The 17,446-nt window shown below is 63.4% G+C and carries 16 protein-coding genes; 11 read left to right on the forward strand and 5 right to left on the reverse strand.

The window, feature by feature from the left end; genetic code table 11:
- Window positions 1–199 precede the first annotated feature (199 nt).
- Window positions 200–988 carry a rhomboid family intramembrane serine protease gene (locus DMP08_RS03965; protein WP_244596787.1) on the forward strand — a complete coding sequence of 263 codons (789 nt, stop codon included), beginning with the start codon at window positions 200–202 and terminating at the stop codon, window positions 986–988.
- A 68-nt stretch (window positions 989–1,056) separates the two neighbouring features.
- Here DMP08_RS03965 and DMP08_RS03970 read toward each other — a convergent pair whose 3' ends face one another.
- The 3 genes from DMP08_RS03970 to DMP08_RS03980 are packed head-to-tail and all read right to left on the reverse strand — an operon-like array spanning window position 1,057 to window position 4,063.
- Window positions 1,057–1,713: a DUF6320 domain-containing protein gene (locus DMP08_RS03970; protein WP_123191686.1), complete on the reverse strand. Its 657-nt coding sequence runs from the start codon at window positions 1,711–1,713 to the stop codon at window positions 1,057–1,059.
- Complete coding sequence (locus DMP08_RS03975; protein WP_123191687.1) at window positions 1,710–3,071, reverse strand: phthiocerol/phthiodiolone dimycocerosyl transferase family protein; 1,362 nt, start codon at window positions 3,069–3,071, stop codon at window positions 1,710–1,712. Before DMP08_RS03975 ends, DMP08_RS03970 begins: the two co-directional genes overlap by 4 nt.
- Window positions 3,044–4,063 carry an alpha/beta hydrolase gene (locus tag DMP08_RS03980; protein WP_123191688.1) on the reverse strand — a complete coding sequence of 340 codons (1,020 nt, stop codon included), beginning with the start codon at window positions 4,061–4,063 and terminating at the stop codon, window positions 3,044–3,046. The genes DMP08_RS03975 and DMP08_RS03980 overlap by 28 nt, the downstream gene beginning before the upstream one ends.
- Before the next feature lie 419 nt (window positions 4,064–4,482).
- Here DMP08_RS03980 and DMP08_RS03985 point away from each other — a divergent pair, with 419 nt between their 5' ends.
- The 5 genes from DMP08_RS03985 (at window position 4,483) to DMP08_RS04005 (ending at window position 8,245) form a co-directional block, all read left to right on the forward strand.
- Complete coding sequence (locus DMP08_RS03985; protein ID WP_123191689.1) at window positions 4,483–4,905, forward strand: 6-pyruvoyl trahydropterin synthase family protein; 423 nt, start codon at window positions 4,483–4,485, stop codon at window positions 4,903–4,905.
- A gap of 305 nt (window positions 4,906–5,210) precedes the next feature.
- On the forward strand, window positions 5,211–5,606 hold the full coding sequence (locus DMP08_RS03990; RefSeq protein WP_181792559.1) for a metal-dependent transcriptional regulator: 396 nt from the start codon (window positions 5,211–5,213) through the stop codon (window positions 5,604–5,606).
- A gap of 109 nt (window positions 5,607–5,715) precedes the next feature.
- Window positions 5,716–6,261 (forward strand): FmdE family protein, encoded by a 546-nt coding sequence (locus DMP08_RS03995; RefSeq protein WP_123191690.1) that lies wholly within the window; start codon window positions 5,716–5,718, stop codon window positions 6,259–6,261.
- Window positions 6,258–7,373 carry a FecCD family ABC transporter permease gene (locus tag DMP08_RS04000; RefSeq protein ID WP_244596788.1) on the forward strand — a complete coding sequence of 372 codons (1,116 nt, stop codon included), beginning with the start codon at window positions 6,258–6,260 and terminating at the stop codon, window positions 7,371–7,373. The genes DMP08_RS03995 and DMP08_RS04000 overlap by 4 nt, the downstream gene beginning before the upstream one ends.
- Entirely contained in the window at window positions 7,370–8,245 is an 876-nt protein-coding gene (locus DMP08_RS04005) for an ABC transporter ATP-binding protein (RefSeq protein WP_123191691.1), read from the forward strand. The genes DMP08_RS04000 and DMP08_RS04005 overlap by 4 nt, the downstream gene beginning before the upstream one ends.
- A 276-nt stretch (window positions 8,246–8,521) precedes the next feature.
- Here the strand turns inward: DMP08_RS04005 and DMP08_RS04010 are convergent, their stop codons facing one another.
- The gene (locus DMP08_RS04010; RefSeq protein ID WP_123191692.1) at window positions 8,522–9,667 is read right to left on the reverse strand and encodes an iron ABC transporter substrate-binding protein; all 1,146 of its coding nucleotides are present in this window, start codon (window positions 9,665–9,667) and stop codon (window positions 8,522–8,524) included.
- Between the two features lie 266 nt (window positions 9,668–9,933).
- Between DMP08_RS04010 and feoB the strand changes: the two genes are divergently transcribed.
- The 5 genes from feoB (at window position 9,934) to DMP08_RS04035 (ending at window position 16,395) form a co-directional block, all read left to right on the forward strand.
- Window positions 9,934–12,513, forward strand: a complete 2,580-nt coding sequence (feoB, locus tag DMP08_RS04015) for a ferrous iron transport protein B (protein WP_123191693.1) — start codon at window positions 9,934–9,936, stop codon at window positions 12,511–12,513.
- Window positions 12,513–13,223 carry a response regulator transcription factor gene (locus DMP08_RS04020; RefSeq protein WP_244596789.1) on the forward strand — a complete coding sequence of 237 codons (711 nt, stop codon included), beginning with the start codon at window positions 12,513–12,515 and terminating at the stop codon, window positions 13,221–13,223. The genes feoB and DMP08_RS04020 overlap by 1 nt, the downstream gene beginning before the upstream one ends.
- A gap of 503 nt (window positions 13,224–13,726) precedes the next feature.
- Complete coding sequence (locus DMP08_RS04025; RefSeq protein WP_123191788.1) at window positions 13,727–14,650, forward strand: ABC transporter ATP-binding protein; 924 nt, start codon at window positions 13,727–13,729, stop codon at window positions 14,648–14,650.
- The gene (locus tag DMP08_RS04030; RefSeq protein ID WP_123191694.1) at window positions 14,641–15,417 is read left to right on the forward strand and encodes an ABC transporter permease; all 777 of its coding nucleotides are present in this window, start codon (window positions 14,641–14,643) and stop codon (window positions 15,415–15,417) included. The genes DMP08_RS04025 and DMP08_RS04030 overlap by 10 nt, the downstream gene beginning before the upstream one ends.
- A gap of 15 nt (window positions 15,418–15,432) precedes the next feature.
- Window positions 15,433–16,395: a sensor histidine kinase gene (locus DMP08_RS04035; protein WP_123191695.1), complete on the forward strand. Its 963-nt coding sequence runs from the start codon at window positions 15,433–15,435 to the stop codon at window positions 16,393–16,395.
- On the opposite strand, the gene DMP08_RS04040 is transcribed toward DMP08_RS04035, so the two are convergent.
- Window positions 16,281–17,393, reverse strand: coding sequence for a helix-turn-helix domain-containing protein (locus tag DMP08_RS04040; protein WP_244596790.1), 1,113 nt, complete (start codon window positions 17,391–17,393; stop codon window positions 16,281–16,283). The genes DMP08_RS04035 and DMP08_RS04040 overlap by 115 nt on opposite strands.
- Window positions 17,394–17,446 lie beyond the last annotated feature (53 nt).

Consider the following 17,446-nt stretch of genomic DNA (forward strand, 5'->3'; position numbering starts at 1 on the left):
GCTCGGAAGGCGGTGCGATCGAGCGGGCTTCGCCGCGTGCCGGGGAGGCGGCGCGGGTCGGGCGGGGACCGCGTGCGGCGCGCAGCGGTGAAACCGTGTTTTTGCCTTAACGGAAGCGCGGAGGCTGCGTTGTTGCGCAAGCGACGTGGTAGGATTTCCCCCGAACTATGATCGAATTACCGCATGCGAGGAGCAACCAGTGCCGGAAAACCAGAACAACGTGCCGAACCCGACTAAAACCGTGATCGACGACGAGCAGTTGAAGCGGATGCTCAATCAAAGCGAGCCGTCCTTTTTCGAGCGAAATCGGTTTCGCATGGTCACGCTTATCCTGATCGCTCTTAACGTGATCGTGTTCGCGGTGGAAACGGTGCTTTCGGGATTCCGCGTGAACGTGTCGACATCGGTGCTCGTGCAGATGGGCGCCATGTACGCGCCGTGGATGCAGTCGGCGGCCGACTTGTACCGGTTCGTGACGCCGATGTTTTTGCACATGGACCTCATGCACCTGGGATTCAACATGGTTGCACTCTATAGCGTGGGCGAAGTGCTCGAACGCGTGCTGGGCAAGGGGAACTTCCTGGCGCTGTACTTCATTGCCGGCATCACGGGCAACGCGGTGTCCTACGCTGCCGACGTGTTCCTAGGCGGCGGCTCGACGGTGAGCGCCGGCGCTTCCACCAGCGTGTTTGGTTTGTTTGTGGCCGTAGCCTTGCTGGGTTTGCTGCACAAGGGGAATCGTTCTATGTTCGCGCAGTACAGCAAGGGCATGCTGGGCATCATCGCCGTGAACGTTGCGTACACGTTCTTGGTGCCGGGCATCTCCGTGAGCGGGCACTTGGGCGGCGCGCTGGGCGGTCTGGTGGCTATGTTCATGGTGCCGTCGAAAAGCCTGCGCGTATCCAACGTCGCGCGGGTGGCCGTGGGGGTTCTGTGGGTAGCTTCGCTGGTTTGGCTGCTGGCATCGCAGGGGCTGCTTTCCCTGTAGGGCGCGCACTGGCTTTCAGGAGGTTTTCTCGACGTTTGCCAGTGCCCGGTTTTCAGCTTGCTGTCACGCTATGCCAGGAACAGCTTGCGAACCTCGTCCATCAGCTGTTTTCGCATGAACACGAGCAGCCCCAGCAAAAACACGCTTGCTGCGAGCGCGCTCGAAAGCGCGGGGATCTCCCAGGTGGTAAGCCCCAGCGCGATGAGCGCAAGGGGGACCAGCCCCAGCACCACGTCGAAGAGCAGGTACTTCGCGTACCTGGCCACGAACGTGTCTTTGAACACGCCCACGAGTACCGTGTCGAACACCAGTGCCACCAGGCATATCCCCGGTATGACGAACGTGGTGACCAGGGTGTTTCCCGTGACCAGAAACCATGCTGCCGCAATGCCCAGCAAAATGAGGAAGTAGCGCACGACCACGCGCAAAAAGTCCGGCGAATGCGCAAGGATGTTGCGTACGAACAGGTAGTTCACCACCAGCGCTAAGCACACCGAAACCACGATGTCGCCCGGAAGCGACAGCATTCGCCCCAAAAACACCATCACCAAAAGGCATGCTCCGCTCACAAAAGCCAAGACGCCGAGGGCCATGGCTCCCGACTTGCGCACTTCGTTTCGCGGAAATGCCGACGGCGTTGCCGTTCCGGCAAGCTCGGCTTGGCACAAAGGACAGCGATCGAGGTCGCCGGTGAATTCGACGCGGCACTTCTCGCAACGTTTCACGCTTGTTCCCTTTCTCCTTCAGATGCACCGTCGTCGGCGCCCTCTTCGTGCGCGGGAACCTGGCCGCCCCATCGTTTGACCGAGGTTTCCAGCTTGGTTTCCAGACGATCCTCGGCCACTTCTTCGCTTGTTTTGTTGATGTTGACGTATCCTTCGATGCCTTGGTCCGAGAAGTACCGGCAAAAGTTCTTGATCACGTCGGGGTTCGAGTACGTGGTGGATATGCCGATGCTCAGATCGTCTCCGAACGAGCACACCATGAAGTTGAGCCCGACGGTGGAGGTCAGTACGTTGACGTTGCGGATGAACGGAGCCAGGCGCTCGTCGACGCCGATAGCTCCCAAGCTTGATACGGTTGTCGTGGTTTCGCGTTCGACCATGCGGTCTGCCAGTTCGAGCGCGATATCCTTCACGAACAGCGGGGCGAAGCGCAGGGCCGGATGCTTTTCGAGCGCGATCATGCGATTCATGCGCGGCTTGAGGCTTTCCGCTTCGGTCGCCACCTTGAGCTGGTCCTGCACGCGGGCGGCTACGGCTTCTACGGGTTCGTCCTGGTCGCCGGGCGTGTAGGATACGAAGGCCAGGCCGAAGAAGTTCTTGGTGGTGGCCGATTCGAAGATCCTCCGAAGGTCCACGGGCACGTCGATGCGAATGGCGCGATGGCGGTCGCGGCGCGGCATCTCCGCGCGGATGGCGCACATTACCGCTGCGATCGCAAGCGACGTCAGGCTCACCCCGTGCGAGCGCGCCAGGTCGAGCACGCGCTGCATGGGCAGATGGTATTCCATGAACGTGGGGTCGGCCTTGTCGCGCCATCCGGACAGCCGGTAGATCTTCGGCGCGCGCGTGCCTGCGGCCTTGTCCCGCTCGAAGTACTTGTCGAAGCTGTCCTCGTGCTTTTGGTGATCCGACCCGTCGTATTCGAACGGCACCCCCTCCACGCCGTAGCGTTTTTGAATGTAGACGTGCAGCAGCATCTTGAAGAAGCTCAAGGAGCCGCGCCCGTCGGAGACGATGTGGGAAACTTCCAAGTTGATGCGGTTTCGGTAATGGCTGACGCGGAACAGGACGCTTTTCGCGTCGACGTGCAGGCCGAAGCAGATAGGAAGGCTCTCGCGGCTGATTTCGGGCGGTTTCGGCGCTTGCTCCAGGTAGTGCCAGAACATGCCGCTGCGCAGGCACACGTTGAATCCAGGGAACGTGTCGACCGTTTTGTCGAGCGCGCGCTGCAGCGCCTGCGGGTCGATGTCGTCGATCAGCTCGGCTGCGTAGCGGAACACCGTTTGCGCGGAGCTGCCGGCCTGGGATGAGTAGAACTTGCCTACGTTGTCTAGTCGGTACCAAGTATTCCGAGCCACGCTGGTTTGTCCTCTCGCTTCAGGTCGATGTCGTCAAGGAAGTGCCCGATAATCCGATAGGTGTCTCTAACAGCGCCGACCACCGAGGGATACAGCAGGTATCCGTGCACGGCGTCGAGCACGCGGTAGCACTGCACGCTGTTGCCCTCCAGCTCCAAGCGCGCCGCGTACGCCTCGCCCTCGTCGCGCAGCGGGCAGTACTCAGCTGTGATCACCAGGGTTCGCGGCTGGCTCGAAAGGTCGGGATCGAGCAGCGGCGCGAAGTAGGGGTTGGCGTAATCGGTCGGCGACGAACGGTACAGCTCCATGTACCCGCGTATGTCGCGCCAGGTGAGCAGGTAGTCCTCGCCGTTTTCGCGCACCGAGTCGAACCATGAGGTTCGCGGGTCGTGGTCGTCGTAGGTGACGGGGTAGAGCAGCACCTGCGTAGGCGGGCGAAACGCGCCGCGGTCGCGCGCCATGAGCGATACGACGGCGGCCAGGTTTCCTCCCGCGCTGTCGCCGAGCAGCACGATGCGACGAGGGTCGACGTCGGACAGCAGCTCTCCCGCGAACAGCTGGCGCGTCACTTCGTAGCAGTCTTCGGGGGCCTGCGGGAATCGGTGCTCGGGCGCGCGCCGGTAGTCCACCGACACCACGCGCCGCTCAAGCTTGAGCGCCATGGTGGAGCAAGCGTCGGCGTAGAAGTCCACGTCGCCGTTGACCCAGCCGCCTCCGTGGAAGAACAGGATGGTGCCGCGCCAATCTTCGGATACCTTGAAGCCCGAAGCAAGCGAGAAGTCGATGTCGAGCGGCGTGAAGATGCGCAGGGGTACGCGGTAGCCGTCCGGCATGACGGCGAAGGCGTCGTCGATGCGGCAGCGGGGGTTGGGTATGGCCAGCTTGGCGCTGAGGTCCTCGGCGGCGCGCTGCGCCTTGTAGAACTCTTTGATGTCGGGCCTGATCCGCGTGGCTGCTCGATAGGCTGCCAGGATGGCCTTGTTCATGGGCATGGTTCGTCGTCCTTTCGCGGAGACGGTGCCGCCCGGCGCGGTTGGCGCGGATCGGGCGGCGCGGCGGCGCGCCGCGTCGGTTCGTCTGAGCATCGTAGCACAAGCTTCGCGCGCGGGGCCTTTCGGAGCAAAGCCGACACATCGCTGTGGCGCGTCGCCGCCCGAAATGCGCCCGCCAGTCTTCGTCTGTGCCCGCGCCTGCCCGGCCGAATGCGCGCGGGCGGCCGGGTACGGGCGCGGGCGACGGCGGGCGAGGGGGCGGTTGCGCGGACCGCTCGAAACCTGCGCGTTTCGGGTGACGATGCCGCACTTGCGCGCTGCGGGCGCCGATTCGCCGCGCACTTTGCTATGATGGCGAAAAACGATGATTCGCCGCGCCCGATCGAGGCGTGGCGGCTGCATGAGACGAGGAGCGTGCTATGTACGGGCTCAAAACGGAGGCGAGTTTCGATTCCGCCCATTTCCTGACCGATTACTATGGCAAGTGCGAGAACCTGCACGGCCATCGGTGGCGCACGGTGGTCTACCTGGAAACCGACGAGCTCCAAACCGAAGGGACCATGCGCGACATGGTGCTGGACTTCGGCGTGTTCAAACGCGCGGTACGCGATCTGGCGGAAGAGCTCGACCACACCTTCCTTGTGGAGGAGGGCTCGCTCGGCGAGGCTACGATGGCTGCGCTTGCCGCGGAAGGCTTCAGCTTGACCGTGCTGCCGTTTCGCACTACGGCCGAGAACCTGGCGCGCTACGTTTGCGAACGCTTGACCGAGCAGGGTCTGCCCGTCTCGCAGGTGGACATGTACGAGACTCCGAACAACTGCGCCGTGTACCGCGCACGCTGACGCGATCGCGTGCGGCGGCGCGCGCGATCTTGCCCGGAAGGCCGTTTCATCCAGATGTGAAGAAATTGTATGCCTAGGTTAACTCCCCTTGTCGGCACATATAAGTTCACCTAAGATAACTCGCATCGAACGAGGCGCTGCCTTATCGATTGCGAATCCGCTGACCCGGCGGCAGAGGCTCCTCTCGTCTGGCCGACTGCCGCATCATGCAAGCGGAGGGAAGATCCCCCCTTCTTCCCTCCGCTTTTCTTGTTTTGACTGGATTCGGGCATAGGGGGAGGGGAAGGAGGCGGGTCGTGGAGCGAATGTCCATGTCCGGCGAAGATTATCTGGAGGCTATCGTCGAGTTGAGCGGTCCCGAGCGGGCCGTCGTGCGCTCGGTTGACCTAGCCGACGCGCTATCGGTTTCCAAAGCGTCGGTGAGCAAGGCGGTGATCGTGCTCAAACGTGAAGGCTATGTCGACCAGCAGCCTTACGGCGGCATCACCCTGACCGAGAAGGGGATGGCGTACGGCACCTCCGTGCTCGACCGCCATAAGCTTCTTCTGGCGTTCTTGACAAAGGTCATCGGCATCGATGAGGACGTCGCAGACGAGGAGGCTTGCAAGATGGAGCATGCCATTAGCGACGAGTCCTTCGAGCGTTGGGTCGCCTACGCCGACAGCATTGGCCTGAAGTGCTCCGAAAGGCCGCATTCGTAGCAGCACGGGTCCGCTTCTCTACCGTCCGCAGATTGATAGTGTTACGAAATGCTATTCCGTGTTACGATGCGCGGCGAAACGGTTGCGCATCGTACGGAAGGAGCATGCCATGCTGGACGAAACGTGGTGGACGCGGGCGGCGGCGTTTCACGGGCACACGTGCCCGGGGCTCGCTATAGGATTCAAAGCGTGCGAAGGGGCCATTGCAGAGCTGGGGCTGGATGCAGCGAGGCTTCCCGCCGTTGACGAGGAGATCGTGTGCGTGACCGAGAACGATGCGTGCGGCGTGGATGCCGTGCAGGTTGTTCTGGGCTGCACGTACGGCAAGTCGAACCTGATCCCCCGATTGCGCGGCAAGATGGCGTTCTCGTTCTTCGTGCGCGGCACCGACCGTGCCGTGCGTCTTGTGTTCACGGCTCGATCCGGTGAGAGAAGCCGCGACGAATTTCAATCGTACATCCTGAGCACGCCGTACGACCAACTGTACGACGTGGGGCTGCCCTCGTACGGTCTTCCGGAACCTGCCCGGCTGTTCGCGTCGCAGGAGTGCGCGGCGTGCGGCGAATCGACGGCCGAGTACGGTTTGCGCGTGCAAGAGGGCGCTTTGGTGTGCCGCGACTGTTACGACGCGTATGCGCGGGAGGGAATCTGGTGATTCGGTTCCCGACAGCGGCCGAAGTCGATGCGGGCGTTTCGATTTCGACTTCGGCGGCTTTGGCGTGCGGCTCGGGAAGGGCGGCGCATGCTCAAGCGCGCATCGAGCGACGGAACTGGCTGGTTATCGCCGCGCTTGTCGTCGCGTGCATCGCAGCGTCCTTGTGCGCGCTGGCCAGCGGCGCTTCCGACATGAACCCGCTTGCCAGCGCGCAGGCGCTGTTGGGTATCGGCTCTGCGCAGGATGTCATGACCGTGCGCTCCATTCGCCTTCCGCGCGTGCTGTGCGCCATCGTTTCCGGCGCCGGCCTGGCGTTGGCGGGAGCCGTGCTGCAAAGCGTTCTGGAGAACCCGCTCGCATCCGCATCGACCGTGGGGATTTCCCAGGGAGCCGCCTTCGGCGCCACGCTGGCTCTTCTCGTGGTGGCTCCGGCCGTAGCGGGCGCCGCCACAGGGATCGGCATGGGCGCCGTTGCCCTGTTCGCGTTCGTCGGCGCTTTGGCGTCGAGCGCGGTGGTGCTGCTGTTCTCGCGACTGGGGTCTTCCAGCCCGGAGAGCATCGTGCTGGTGGGCGTTGCGCTTTCGGCTTTGTGGGCGGGCGCGTCGACCATCATCCAGTATTTTTCGGACGACCTTGCCCTAACGAAGGTGATCTTTTGGCAGTTCGGCGATTTGGGCCGCGCGACGTGGTCCCAAATCGGCTTCATGGCTCTGGTGGGCGTTGCGTGCGCGCTGTACTTTTTCGCGAATCGCTGGAACTACAACGCGCTGCAGAACGGCGGCCAGGTTGCGGGCGGTTTGGGCGTGAACGTAGCACGCTGCCGCGTGCTGGGCGTTGTGGCGTCTACGGTCATGGCGGCGGCGATGGTGTCGTTCGTGGGGCTTATCAACTTCATCGGGCTCATCGCCCCTCATATCGCTCGGCGTCTTGTGGGCAACGACTACCGCTTCTTGCTGCCGGCATCGCTTGTCCTGGGGTCGATCATCATGCTGGCCAGCGATCTTGCGGCGCGCATGGTCATATCGCCCGTGGTGCTTCCCATTGGCGCCATCACGTCGTTTTTGGGCGCGCCGCTGTTCCTGTACCTGCTGTACAAGGGGTACAGGCGATGAAGTGCGAGCAGTTGGAGAAGGACGATCCTGCCGTGAGCGCCGAGGAAGCGCGGGCGTTGCTTCGGGAGGTGTTCGACGCTCCCGTTGTCGGGATTGGTGCTGCCGAGCGCCCCGTGCTGTCCGCCGAGGCGGTGGCGTATGCGTACCCTGCTGCCGAAGAGCCGGTGTTTCGCGGCATCGACGTGCAGGCGACCGCGGGGTCGATGCTGGCCATCCTGGGGAACAACGGGGCGGGGAAGTCCACGCTGCTCAACGTTTTGGCGGGCATCGTCCGTCCGAGCGAGGGATCGGTGAGGGTCGATGGCCGCGACGTCGCGTCGCTGAGCCGTCGCGACGTCGCCCGCCGCATCGCCTTGGTCGCGCAGCAGCAGCGCATTCCTCACTTGAGCGTGTACGACCAGGTGCTGCTGGGGCGAAGGCCGCACGTATCGTGGTCGTTGTCCGATCGCGATCGCCGGGTGGTGTCCACCATGATCGAGCGTCTGGGACTTGAGCGATTCGCCGCGCGCTATCTTGACGAGTTGTCCGGAGGCGAGCGCCAGAAGGTGTTCATCGCCCGTGCGCTCGCGCAGGAGCCGAAGGTTTTGCTGCTCGACGAGCCCACGAGCGCGCTCGATCCGAAGAACCAGCTGGAGGTTCTGCGCATCGTGCGCGATGTGACCGTTTCAGAGGGTATCGCTTCGGTGCTGGTGATCCACGACATCAACCTGGCATTGCGGTTCTGCGATCGCTTTTTGCTGGTGCGCGATGGTTGCGTGGTGGCGTACGGCGGCCGGGAGGCGGTGACGGACGAAGCCCTGTCGGCCACGTACGATGTGGGCTTCAAAGTGGACGCCGTGGGCGACGTCCCGGTGGCCGTGCCGCTTGGCTGACGGCGCGGCGCAATGGGCGCTCGCTATCGTTCGCGGTTGCAAGGCGCGCCCGTCTTCATTGTCGATCCAAAAACACGTTTTCGGGGCTGAAAACGTGTTTTTGGATCGACAATTCCCAGAGCTGATTGCGAACGAACGAGGCGACGGGTGCGGCCGTCTTGCTGCGCACTCGCGCAGCAAGACGGCGGACGCTCGACGCCGAGCGTCGAGCGTCCGAACGCCCGGATGCAACGAGGTCGCGTGGCTGCTTCAAGGCTTTGCGGCCATGTCCGGACGCTACAGGCTCGCCAGATCGATCTGCTTGAATTCGCACCCTTCGGCGGCGAGGTCTTTCGAAAGCTTGGCTCCCAAGAAAAACTCCGTGATCTCGTCGAGCTTCTGCGTGGGATCGACGTCGGCGAACTGCGCGGGGTAGACGGTCGCCCCTACTTGGTAGCAGTTAGCCAAGGCCAGCTCGATGTTGGTGGCGTAGAAGCGATAGGCGATGAGCGTGTTCACCTTGCCGTTCCGCACCGCCTTGAGCGCGGAGAAGTAGGAAGGGTTCGCTTCGTAGTCCTCTTTCACGAGCGATAGGTTCCCGCTTTCGACGAACACGTAGTCGGGCTGCGCGCTGGAGATGGCTTCGAGGTCGATGTCGAAAGCGCCGCTCGCGCCGTTCACGTCGGCGACGTTCTTCACGTTGGTTGCCTGGAAAGGCGGGAAGTTCGCCTCCGTTCCCGCGAAGCCGTGGCCGCCGCGGAAGCTGATGCCGGCTGCGTATGCGGTTTTGACTTGGTCGGCGGGAATGCCGGCCGTGCGCTTCTCGAGGTCTGCGCGCGCGTCCTCCATGTAGCGGACGATGTCCGCTGCGCGCTCCTGCTTGCCGACGATGCTTCCGACCAGGTTGACGTTGTCGTAGAACGTCTGGTCGAACACCACGTTGCTCAAAGTCAGGCACACTACGGGGATGCCGGTCCTTTCCTGAAGGGCGTCGGCGGCGTCTTTGTCGATCGAGGCGAACACGACGTCGGGCGCCGCTTGCATGATGGCTTCCTCGTTCGGGGTGGTTCCCTTCGATCCTCCGTCGCCGATGACGGGCAGGCTCTTGAACGTTTCGTGATTGACGTGGCGATAGCTGCAGGTGACGTTGTCCTTCAGCTCGGACTGCTCCACACCGACTACCTTGTCTGCGGCTTGCAAATACGAGACCAGCCGAAGCGAGCTCGATCCGATCCCTATGAGGCGTTGTGCCTCGGCGGGGACTTCGACGCTGCGGCCGAGCATGTCGGTAACCGTGACGGTTTGCGAAGACGTTGGGGAATCTTGCTGTGCGCTCTGGGGCTGTCCGGTGCTGCATCCTCCTAGGCACAGGATGCTGATCGCGATGGTCAGCAGCGCTGCGGCGATCAGATGAAGCCGTTTCGTCGTTTGTAGTTGGGGCATGTCGATTCCTTTCGTTTGGGCCTCCCTCTTGCGCGATGGTAACACGAAGTAAAAATTCGTAACATCAAATTAATACTAAATCGGAATTCGTAACACCAAGAAGAGCGAGCGGTTGCCGTGCGTTGCATCGCGTATGCGCGCGCGACGTTTGCCATGTGCAACTTTCTGTGCCCCAAGGCGCCCGTTTCGCGGTACCATGGTTGCGAGCAAAAGACGAGAGACGGCGGCTCGGCGGGGGATTCGCCGCAGCCGCGCAAGGAGACGCATTGGGCACCCTGAACAACCTGCCCATTGGGAAGACCGCCACAGTGGTGGGGGTTGGCGGCGAAGGATCGCTTCGCCAGCACTTCCTGGACATGGGCATTATTCCGCAAGTCGACATCGCCATGGTGAAGCACGCTCCCATGGGCGATCCCGTGGAGGTTCGCGTTCACGGCTACGAGTTGACGCTGCGCTTGGACGATGCGCAGAAGATCGAGATCGACGATGTGCGTGAAGCCAGCGAGCCCCGCCGCGAGCCGCTTGTGCGGCGCCCCTTGCCCCATCCGGGTTTGGGCGAGGGCGGGAAGTTCCACGATAAGGCCGCCGAAAGCCCGCTGCCCGAGGGAACGCCGCTCACCTTCGCTCTCGTGGGAAATCAAAACTGCGGCAAAACGACCCTGTTCAATCAGCTGACCGGCGCGAACCAGCACGTGGGGAACTTCCCCGGGGTGACGGTCGACCGCAAGGACGGCGTGGTCAAGGGGCATCCCGAAGCGTTGGTAACGGATCTCCCGGGCATCTACTCGATGTCGCCCCATTCGAGCGAAGAGGTGGTCACCCGACGGTTTTTGCTGGAGGATCGTCCGCGCGGCATCATCAACATCGTGGACGCCACCAACATCGAGCGCAACCTGTACCTGACCATGCAGCTGCTCGAGCTGGACATACCCATGGTGCTGGCCCTCAACATGATGGACGAGATGGAGGGCAACGGCGGCACCGTCCTGGTGAACGAGATGGAAGAGCTGCTGGGCATTCCCGTGGTTCCCATTTCGGCGTCCAAGAACGCGGGCATCGAGGAGCTGGTGGAGCATGCGCTGCACGTGGCGCGCTTCCAGGAGCCGCCCGTTCGCCAGGACTTCTGCGCAGCCGACGAGCACGGGGGCGCCGTGCATCGCTGCCTGCACGGCATCATGGCGCTCATCGACGACCACGCCGAGCGGGCGGGCATCCCGCCGCGGTTCGCGGCCAGCAAGCTGGCGGAGGGCGACGCGCTTGTTTTGGAGAAGCTGCATCTGGATCAAAACGAGAAGGACATGCTCGACCATATCGTGGCCCAGATGGAGGCCGAACGCGGTCTCGATCGCGCGGCGGCCATCGCCGACATGCGTTTCTGCTTCATCGGACGCGTGTGCGAGGACACGGTGGTCAGGCCGCATGAGAGCCGCGAGCATGCGCGCAGCGTGCTTGTCGATCGCGTGCTGACCGGCACGTACACGGCCATTCCCGCGTTCGTGGCCATCATGACGCTTGTGTTCTGGCTCACGTTCGACGTGGTGGGCGCATGGCTTTCGGAGGTCTTGGACGCCGGCATCGGGTGGCTTACCGATGCGACCGCCGGCGCGCTGGCCGCGGCCCACGTGAACGAGGGGTTGCAATCGCTTGTCATCGACGGCGTGTTCAACGGCGTGGGGAGCGTGCTCAGCTTCCTGCCCATCATCGTCACGCTGTTCTTCTTCCTGTCGCTTTTGGAGGATTCCGGTTACATGGCGCGCGTGGCGTTCGTCATGGACAAGCTGTTGCGCAAGATCGGCTTGTCGGGTCGCAGCATCGTGCCCATGTTGATCGGCTTCGGGTGCACGGTTCCGGCTGTTATGGCGTCGCGCACGCTGCCGTCCGAGCGGGATCGCAAGATGACCATCCTGCTCACTCCGTATATGAGCTGTTCGGCGAAGCTGCCCATTTACGCGTTCTTCACGGCGGCGTTCTTCCCGACGAGCGGGGCCTTGGTGATGGTGGGCCTGTATTTCGGCGGCATCGCGGTGGGCGTGCTGGTGGCGCTGGCGTTGCGCCGCACGTTGTTCTCGGGCGAGGCGGTGCCGTTCGTCATGGAGCTGCCGAACTACCGCATGCCCAGCGCGCGCAACGTGGGACTGCTTCTGTGGGAGAAGGCGAAGGATTTCCTGGAGCGCGCCTTCACGGTCATCTTCGTGGCGACCATCGTCATCTGGTTTCTGCAGACGTTCGACTTCGGCTTGAACATGGTGGCGAACTCCGAGGACAGCATGCTGGCCGTGGTGGCCGGCTGGATCGCTCCGGCGTTCGCGCCGCTTGGGTTCGGGGACTGGCGGATTTCGACGGCGCTCGTCACCGGCTTCATGGCCAAGGAGAGCGTCGTGTCCACGTTGTCCATCCTGTTCGGCAGCACGGCGAGCCTGGTTGCCGTCATGAGCTCTGCGGCCGCATTGGCTTTGCTGGTGTTCTGCTTGCTGTACACGCCGTGCGTGGCGGCGGTGGCGGCGGTAAAGCGCGAGTTGGGCGGGAAATGGGCGCTCGGCGTGGTGTTCGGCCAGTTGGCGGTGGCATGGGTTGCCGCGTTCGCCGTGCACGGCGTGGGAGCGTTTGCGGCGGACGCCGGCGAGAGCGCGTGGACGCTGGCGGTGGGCGCGCTGGTGGCGGCGCTCGTCGTGCTGGCTTTGGCGCGCATGCGCTCGCGCCGCGCGAGGGGAAGCGGATGCGGGTCGTCGTGCGATGGCTGCGAAGGTTGCGCGCAGGTGCCGGTGCCGCGCGCGGCTGACGGGGACGGCGAATCGTCCGAGCGCGAGCCCGCGCATGGTTGGAAAGACGGGGGGATCGGCCGCTGATGGCTAAGATGGACGGCGCGGCGTCGGGCTGCATTCTTGTGGTGGAGGACGACCCCGATATCAATGCGCTGCTGGGTACCGTCATGACGCGGGCCGGCTATCGCGCGGTGCAGGCGTATTCGGGCACCGAGGCGCGGCTTCATCTGGAGCGCGGGGCGTTCGACCTGGTTTTGCTGGACATGATGCTGCCGGGCATGGACGGCCCGGAGCTGATCGCGTTCATGCGCGGCGATTTGGGGCTGAAGACGCCCGTTGTCGTGGTGTCCGCAAGGGCGGGGCTGTCCGACAAGGTGGACATGCTGGCCCAAGGGGCCGACGACTACCTGGTGAAGCCGTTTCAGCCTGAAGAGCTGGTCGCGCGCGTGCAGGCCGTGCTGCGGCGCGCGGGCGCCGCGTTGCCGGCGGAGCGCGAGGAATCGCGCTCGTTCAAGAACTTGCGCCTCGATGCGGCTACGCGTCGGGTGTTTCTCGGCAACGAGGAGGTAGTGCTGACCGCGCACGAGTTCGATATTCTGCACGTGCTTGTGCAGGCGCCCGACAAGGTGTTCTCGCGCGAGCTGCTGTACGAGCTGGTATGGAAGAGCGGCTACTACGGCGAGGACAACACGGTCAACGTGCACGTGAGCAACATCCGCAAGAAACTTGCCGCCGTCGAGCCGGACGAAGAGTACATCAAAACCGTCTGGGGCATTGGCTTCAAGCTTTCGTGAGCCTTTTCGGGGGTCCGGACGGGGCTGGCGGGATTGACGGGGGCGAACGCCTCGATTTGCCACGGAGGTTTCCAGGTTTTGTCAAAACGGACGAGTTTTGCGGGGATTTTTCGCCTCTTGCAGGCAGGTTGCCAAGGGGAGTTTTTCATCATGCCTTTTCAGAGGCTTGCGCGTTGCATTTATCCTGACTTGAGGACCAATAAAACTCGTTCGTTTTGACAGAACCTCGATGAAGAGGGTGTGGCGCAGCGACGACGGGAAAAGGATGCGGCGGGACGAGTGCGTGGCTCGGCGGGTTCGGGCAGGGGCTGCCGGGTTCGACGGGGGGGGGTGTCGGCGTGCTGCCGAAAACTCGACGCGCGATCGCATCTTTATCCTTTCTTTAACCTTTCTTGAGGACTTATTTCACGTCAGGACGGTAAGGTTCTCTTGTGCGTTGGCGAACTGGGGTCGACAAGGTTCGCCCATTGCGAAACGACGATGAGGAAAGGCAAGCGGAAACCATGGAATCGGTTATCGAGACAAGAGGGCTGACGAAGCGCTACGGCGACGTCCGCGCGCTTGAGGACGTGAGCGTCGCCGTGCGCCGCGGTGAGGTGTTCGGCCTGGTGGGAGACAACGGAGCCGGCAAGACGACCCTGTTCAAGCTGCTGTGCGGCCTTGCGTTTCCCACCGAGGGCGAACTGCGCCTGCTCGGCGCGAGCGCGCCGCGCGACCTCGAGCGGCAGCGGGCGCGCGTCGGGGTCGTCATCGAGCAGCCCGGCTTCTATCCGGCCTTGAGCGTGGGGCAGAACCTGGAATGTTGCCGCATCCGCAGAGGCGTTCCCGGCAGGGATGCGGTTTCGCGCGTGCTCGACACCGTGGGGCTGTCGTACGCGAAGGGCCGCGCGTGCCGCGACCTGTCTATGGGCATGAAGCAGCGGCTGGGCCTGGCCATGGCGTTGCTGGGAGAGCCGGAAGTGCTGATTTTGGACGAGCCGACGAACGGGCTCGATCCTAGCGGCATCGTCGAGATGCGCGTTCTTCTGCAAAGGCTCAATCGGGAAAAGGGCATCACCGTGGTAGTGTCGAGCCATCATCTGGCCGAGCTAGAGCAGATGGCCACGGTCTACGCGTTTTTGAGCAAGGGTCGGCTTTTAGAGCAGGTGGGCGCCGAGGAGCTTCGTGCGCGCTGCGCCGACTGCATCGACATCGCCGTGTCGGACGTCCCGCGCTACGCGGTTCTTTTGGAAACCGAGCTGCACCACGACCGCTACCAGGTGCTTCCTGATTCCACGGTCCGCATTCTCGATCCGCAGCACGGCATCGAGACGTTCAGCGCGCTGGCGAGCGCGCACGGCATGGGCGTTTCCAAGCTGGAACGTCGGAAGATGTCGCTTGAGCAGTACTATCTGGAAATGAAAGAGCAGGGGGCAACATGTTGCTGAACTATATGAAAAGCGAGTGGTACCGCATTGCGCGGAGCAAGGAAGGGTACCTGCTCGTGGGCGTCTTGTGCGCGCTCGTGCTGTTTGCGAACGTGCTTCTGGCCGTCATGGCTGGCACGCCCGATTTTCCGTACGCCACCGCGCGTTTTTCGCTCAGCAACGTGATCGGGTCGTTGGGGGCGTTGTTCCTTATGGCCGGGTTGCTGGTTTGGCTGCTGTTCGGCGACGATCGCAAAAACGGCACGCTCAAAAACGAGATAGCCCAAGGGCTTGCACGGCGCGACCTGTTCGCAGGCAAGTGCCTGGTGTCGATTGCATGGGGCTTGATGGGGCTGGCGGTCATCCTGATCGTGTACGTTGGCAGCGCGGCGCTGCTTCTGGAAGGCCCCGTGTTGGAGCCTGCGACGTACCTGGTCAAAGGCGTGCTCTCGGCTTTGCCGTTCACAGTGGCGTGTGCGGTGCTGGCAGTTGCCGCGTGCATCGTTTCGCCGAAGCCCGCCAATGCGTTTATGATATGGTTGACCGTCGTGTGCCTGATTCCCATGGCGCTCGACGCGGTGGGCCGCATGATCGAGCCGGTGGCCGCGCTTGCCGGCTGGATGCCGTACAACTTCTTCGCGAACGAGGTGCTCATCAACATGAGCGGCGCGGCGGAGTTTCTGTGGGATACGCCGCAAGGTTTGGCGAAGTGCCTGATCTCCGGGTTCGCGGGTATCGTGGCGTTTGCGGCGGCAGGCATGTGGCGCATTGGAAAAACGGAACTGTAGCAAAAGGGGGAGGGCATGCCGAACGGGGCGTTCGCTATCGCGCTGCTGCTCGCGTTGAGCACGGCGGCATGGTTCGGCGTGCGCTGCTTCGCGCTCAAGCGGTCGCTGCGTCGCGCCGATCGCGAGCTGCGCGACATCGTGGAGCACCTGGAGGACAACCGCATCGTGAAGATGCCGTGTCCGGACCGCGACCTGGAAGCCTTCCTGCGCACCGTGAATTGCGCGCTTGACGGCATTCGCCGCCAGTCGGTGCTTTACGCGCGTCGCGAGACCCAGCTGAAAGAGCAGATCGAGCGCATAAGCCACGACCTGCGCACGCCGCTCACTTCGATCCAGGGCTATTTGGCGCTTGTCGATGCGGGGCCTTTGAGCGAAGAGGACCGCGCGGCGCTTGCAACGGTTGAGCGCAAGGCCGAATCGCTGCAGCACCTGATCGCGCAGTTCTACGAACTGTCGCGCGTGCGCGGCGAGGGGTTTTCCCTGGAACTTGCGAAGGTGGACGCGGCAAGGCTGCTACGTGAATCGATTGCGGGGCAGTACCGGTTGCTGGAAGGACGGGGGACGAGCGTGCGCGCGTCCATTCCGGACGGCCCGCTTTTCGCGCGTGCGAACGTCGATGCCGTGGAGCGCGTGTTCGCGAACCTGGTGCACAATGCCGGCAAGTACGCGGCAACTTGCTTTGTCGTGGACGCGGCGTATGAGCGCGAAGGATCGGCTCCGTGCGGCGGCTGGGTGACGGTGTCGTTCGCCAACGATGCCGAAGGCATCGACGAGCGCCAGGTTGCGCGCTTGTTCGAGCCGTTCTACACGGTCGACTCCGCCCGATCCCGGGAAAGCTCCGGATTAGGGCTTTCGATCGCGCGTCACCTGATGGAACGTATGGGCGGTGCGCTCGACGCGCGCGTCGAGGCGCGGGGCGCGTCGACGTGGATCGTGTTCGAGGTCAAGCTGCCTGCTTGCCCGAGCGATTCTCGGTAGGCGCTCGGCGTGGTGCCGTAGATGCGGGCGAACAGCTCCGCCAGCCGTTCAGGGCGATAGCCTACGGCGGAGGCCACGCACGCGACGGACGCATCGCTTGTCGTCAGAAGGTCGGCGGCGCGGGCGCAGCGCTGCCGCTGCCGATATTCGACGATGGTGCAGCCGTATGCCCGCTTGAACACGCGCCTCAGTTTCGTCTGCCCCATGCATGCGATATGCGCCAGCTCCTCGGCGCTGACGGGATCCGTCAGCCTATCGTCCAGACGCTGGCGCGCATGCTCGATCGCGCGCGCGTCTTCGGGCGAGACGGCCCGTTCGTGCTCGGTCTGCCCTGGCGTGGCGAGCGAAGCGGCCGCAAGGTTTCGCGACCTGTCCACCACGAGCGCCACCGCTTCCTCCACTTTGCCTCGGTAGAACAGCCCCGCCGACGCCCCGCGCCCTCGGTATGCCTCGATCTGCCCCAAGAGCAGCGTCATCTCCGGAAAGCTGGCCAGTCCGTCGATGCTCGAGAACGCGTCTTCAGCCGAGAACGCTTCGTCGCGGTACACGGCGCGCAGGTACCGTTCGTAGAACGGGGGCGCAAGCATGATCTCCACGCTGTGGAGCGGTTGGCTTGCTTTGTGCGTGCAGATCCATGTGCGGGTGCGCGACACATGCCCTTCCAGATACGGGGCTTTCACCGTGAGCCCTGTATCCGGGAGGATGTACTCGCCCGATCGAAGGTGGCGCAATGCCACGAACCGAGGGTGCGGGCAGCGTTGCTGCCAGTCGCGATGGAGGGTCATCGAAGTCACCGATACGGCGAAGTCCTTCCCTGCGTGAATCCAGAAGTACCCGGATGCCTGGCTTTCCGGCATGCTGAAGCAACGTCCTTCGCGAGCGGGGATGGCGCGAAGCGCGGCTTCGCTCGGCGAAAGCTCGATCATTCCCAGGCTGTCCGCGCAGGGCAGCACGATGTCGCGCATGATGTCGAAGTCGCAAGCTTCCCGTCGATCCAACGCATTGTCCTTTCGATCCGACGAACGCGATCCTTTCTGCTTGAAATGCGAGG

This window comes from Paraeggerthella hongkongensis, assembly GCF_003726035.1.
In the GTDB taxonomy this organism is placed as follows: Bacteria; Actinomycetota; Coriobacteriia; order Coriobacteriales; family Eggerthellaceae; genus Paraeggerthella; species Paraeggerthella hongkongensis.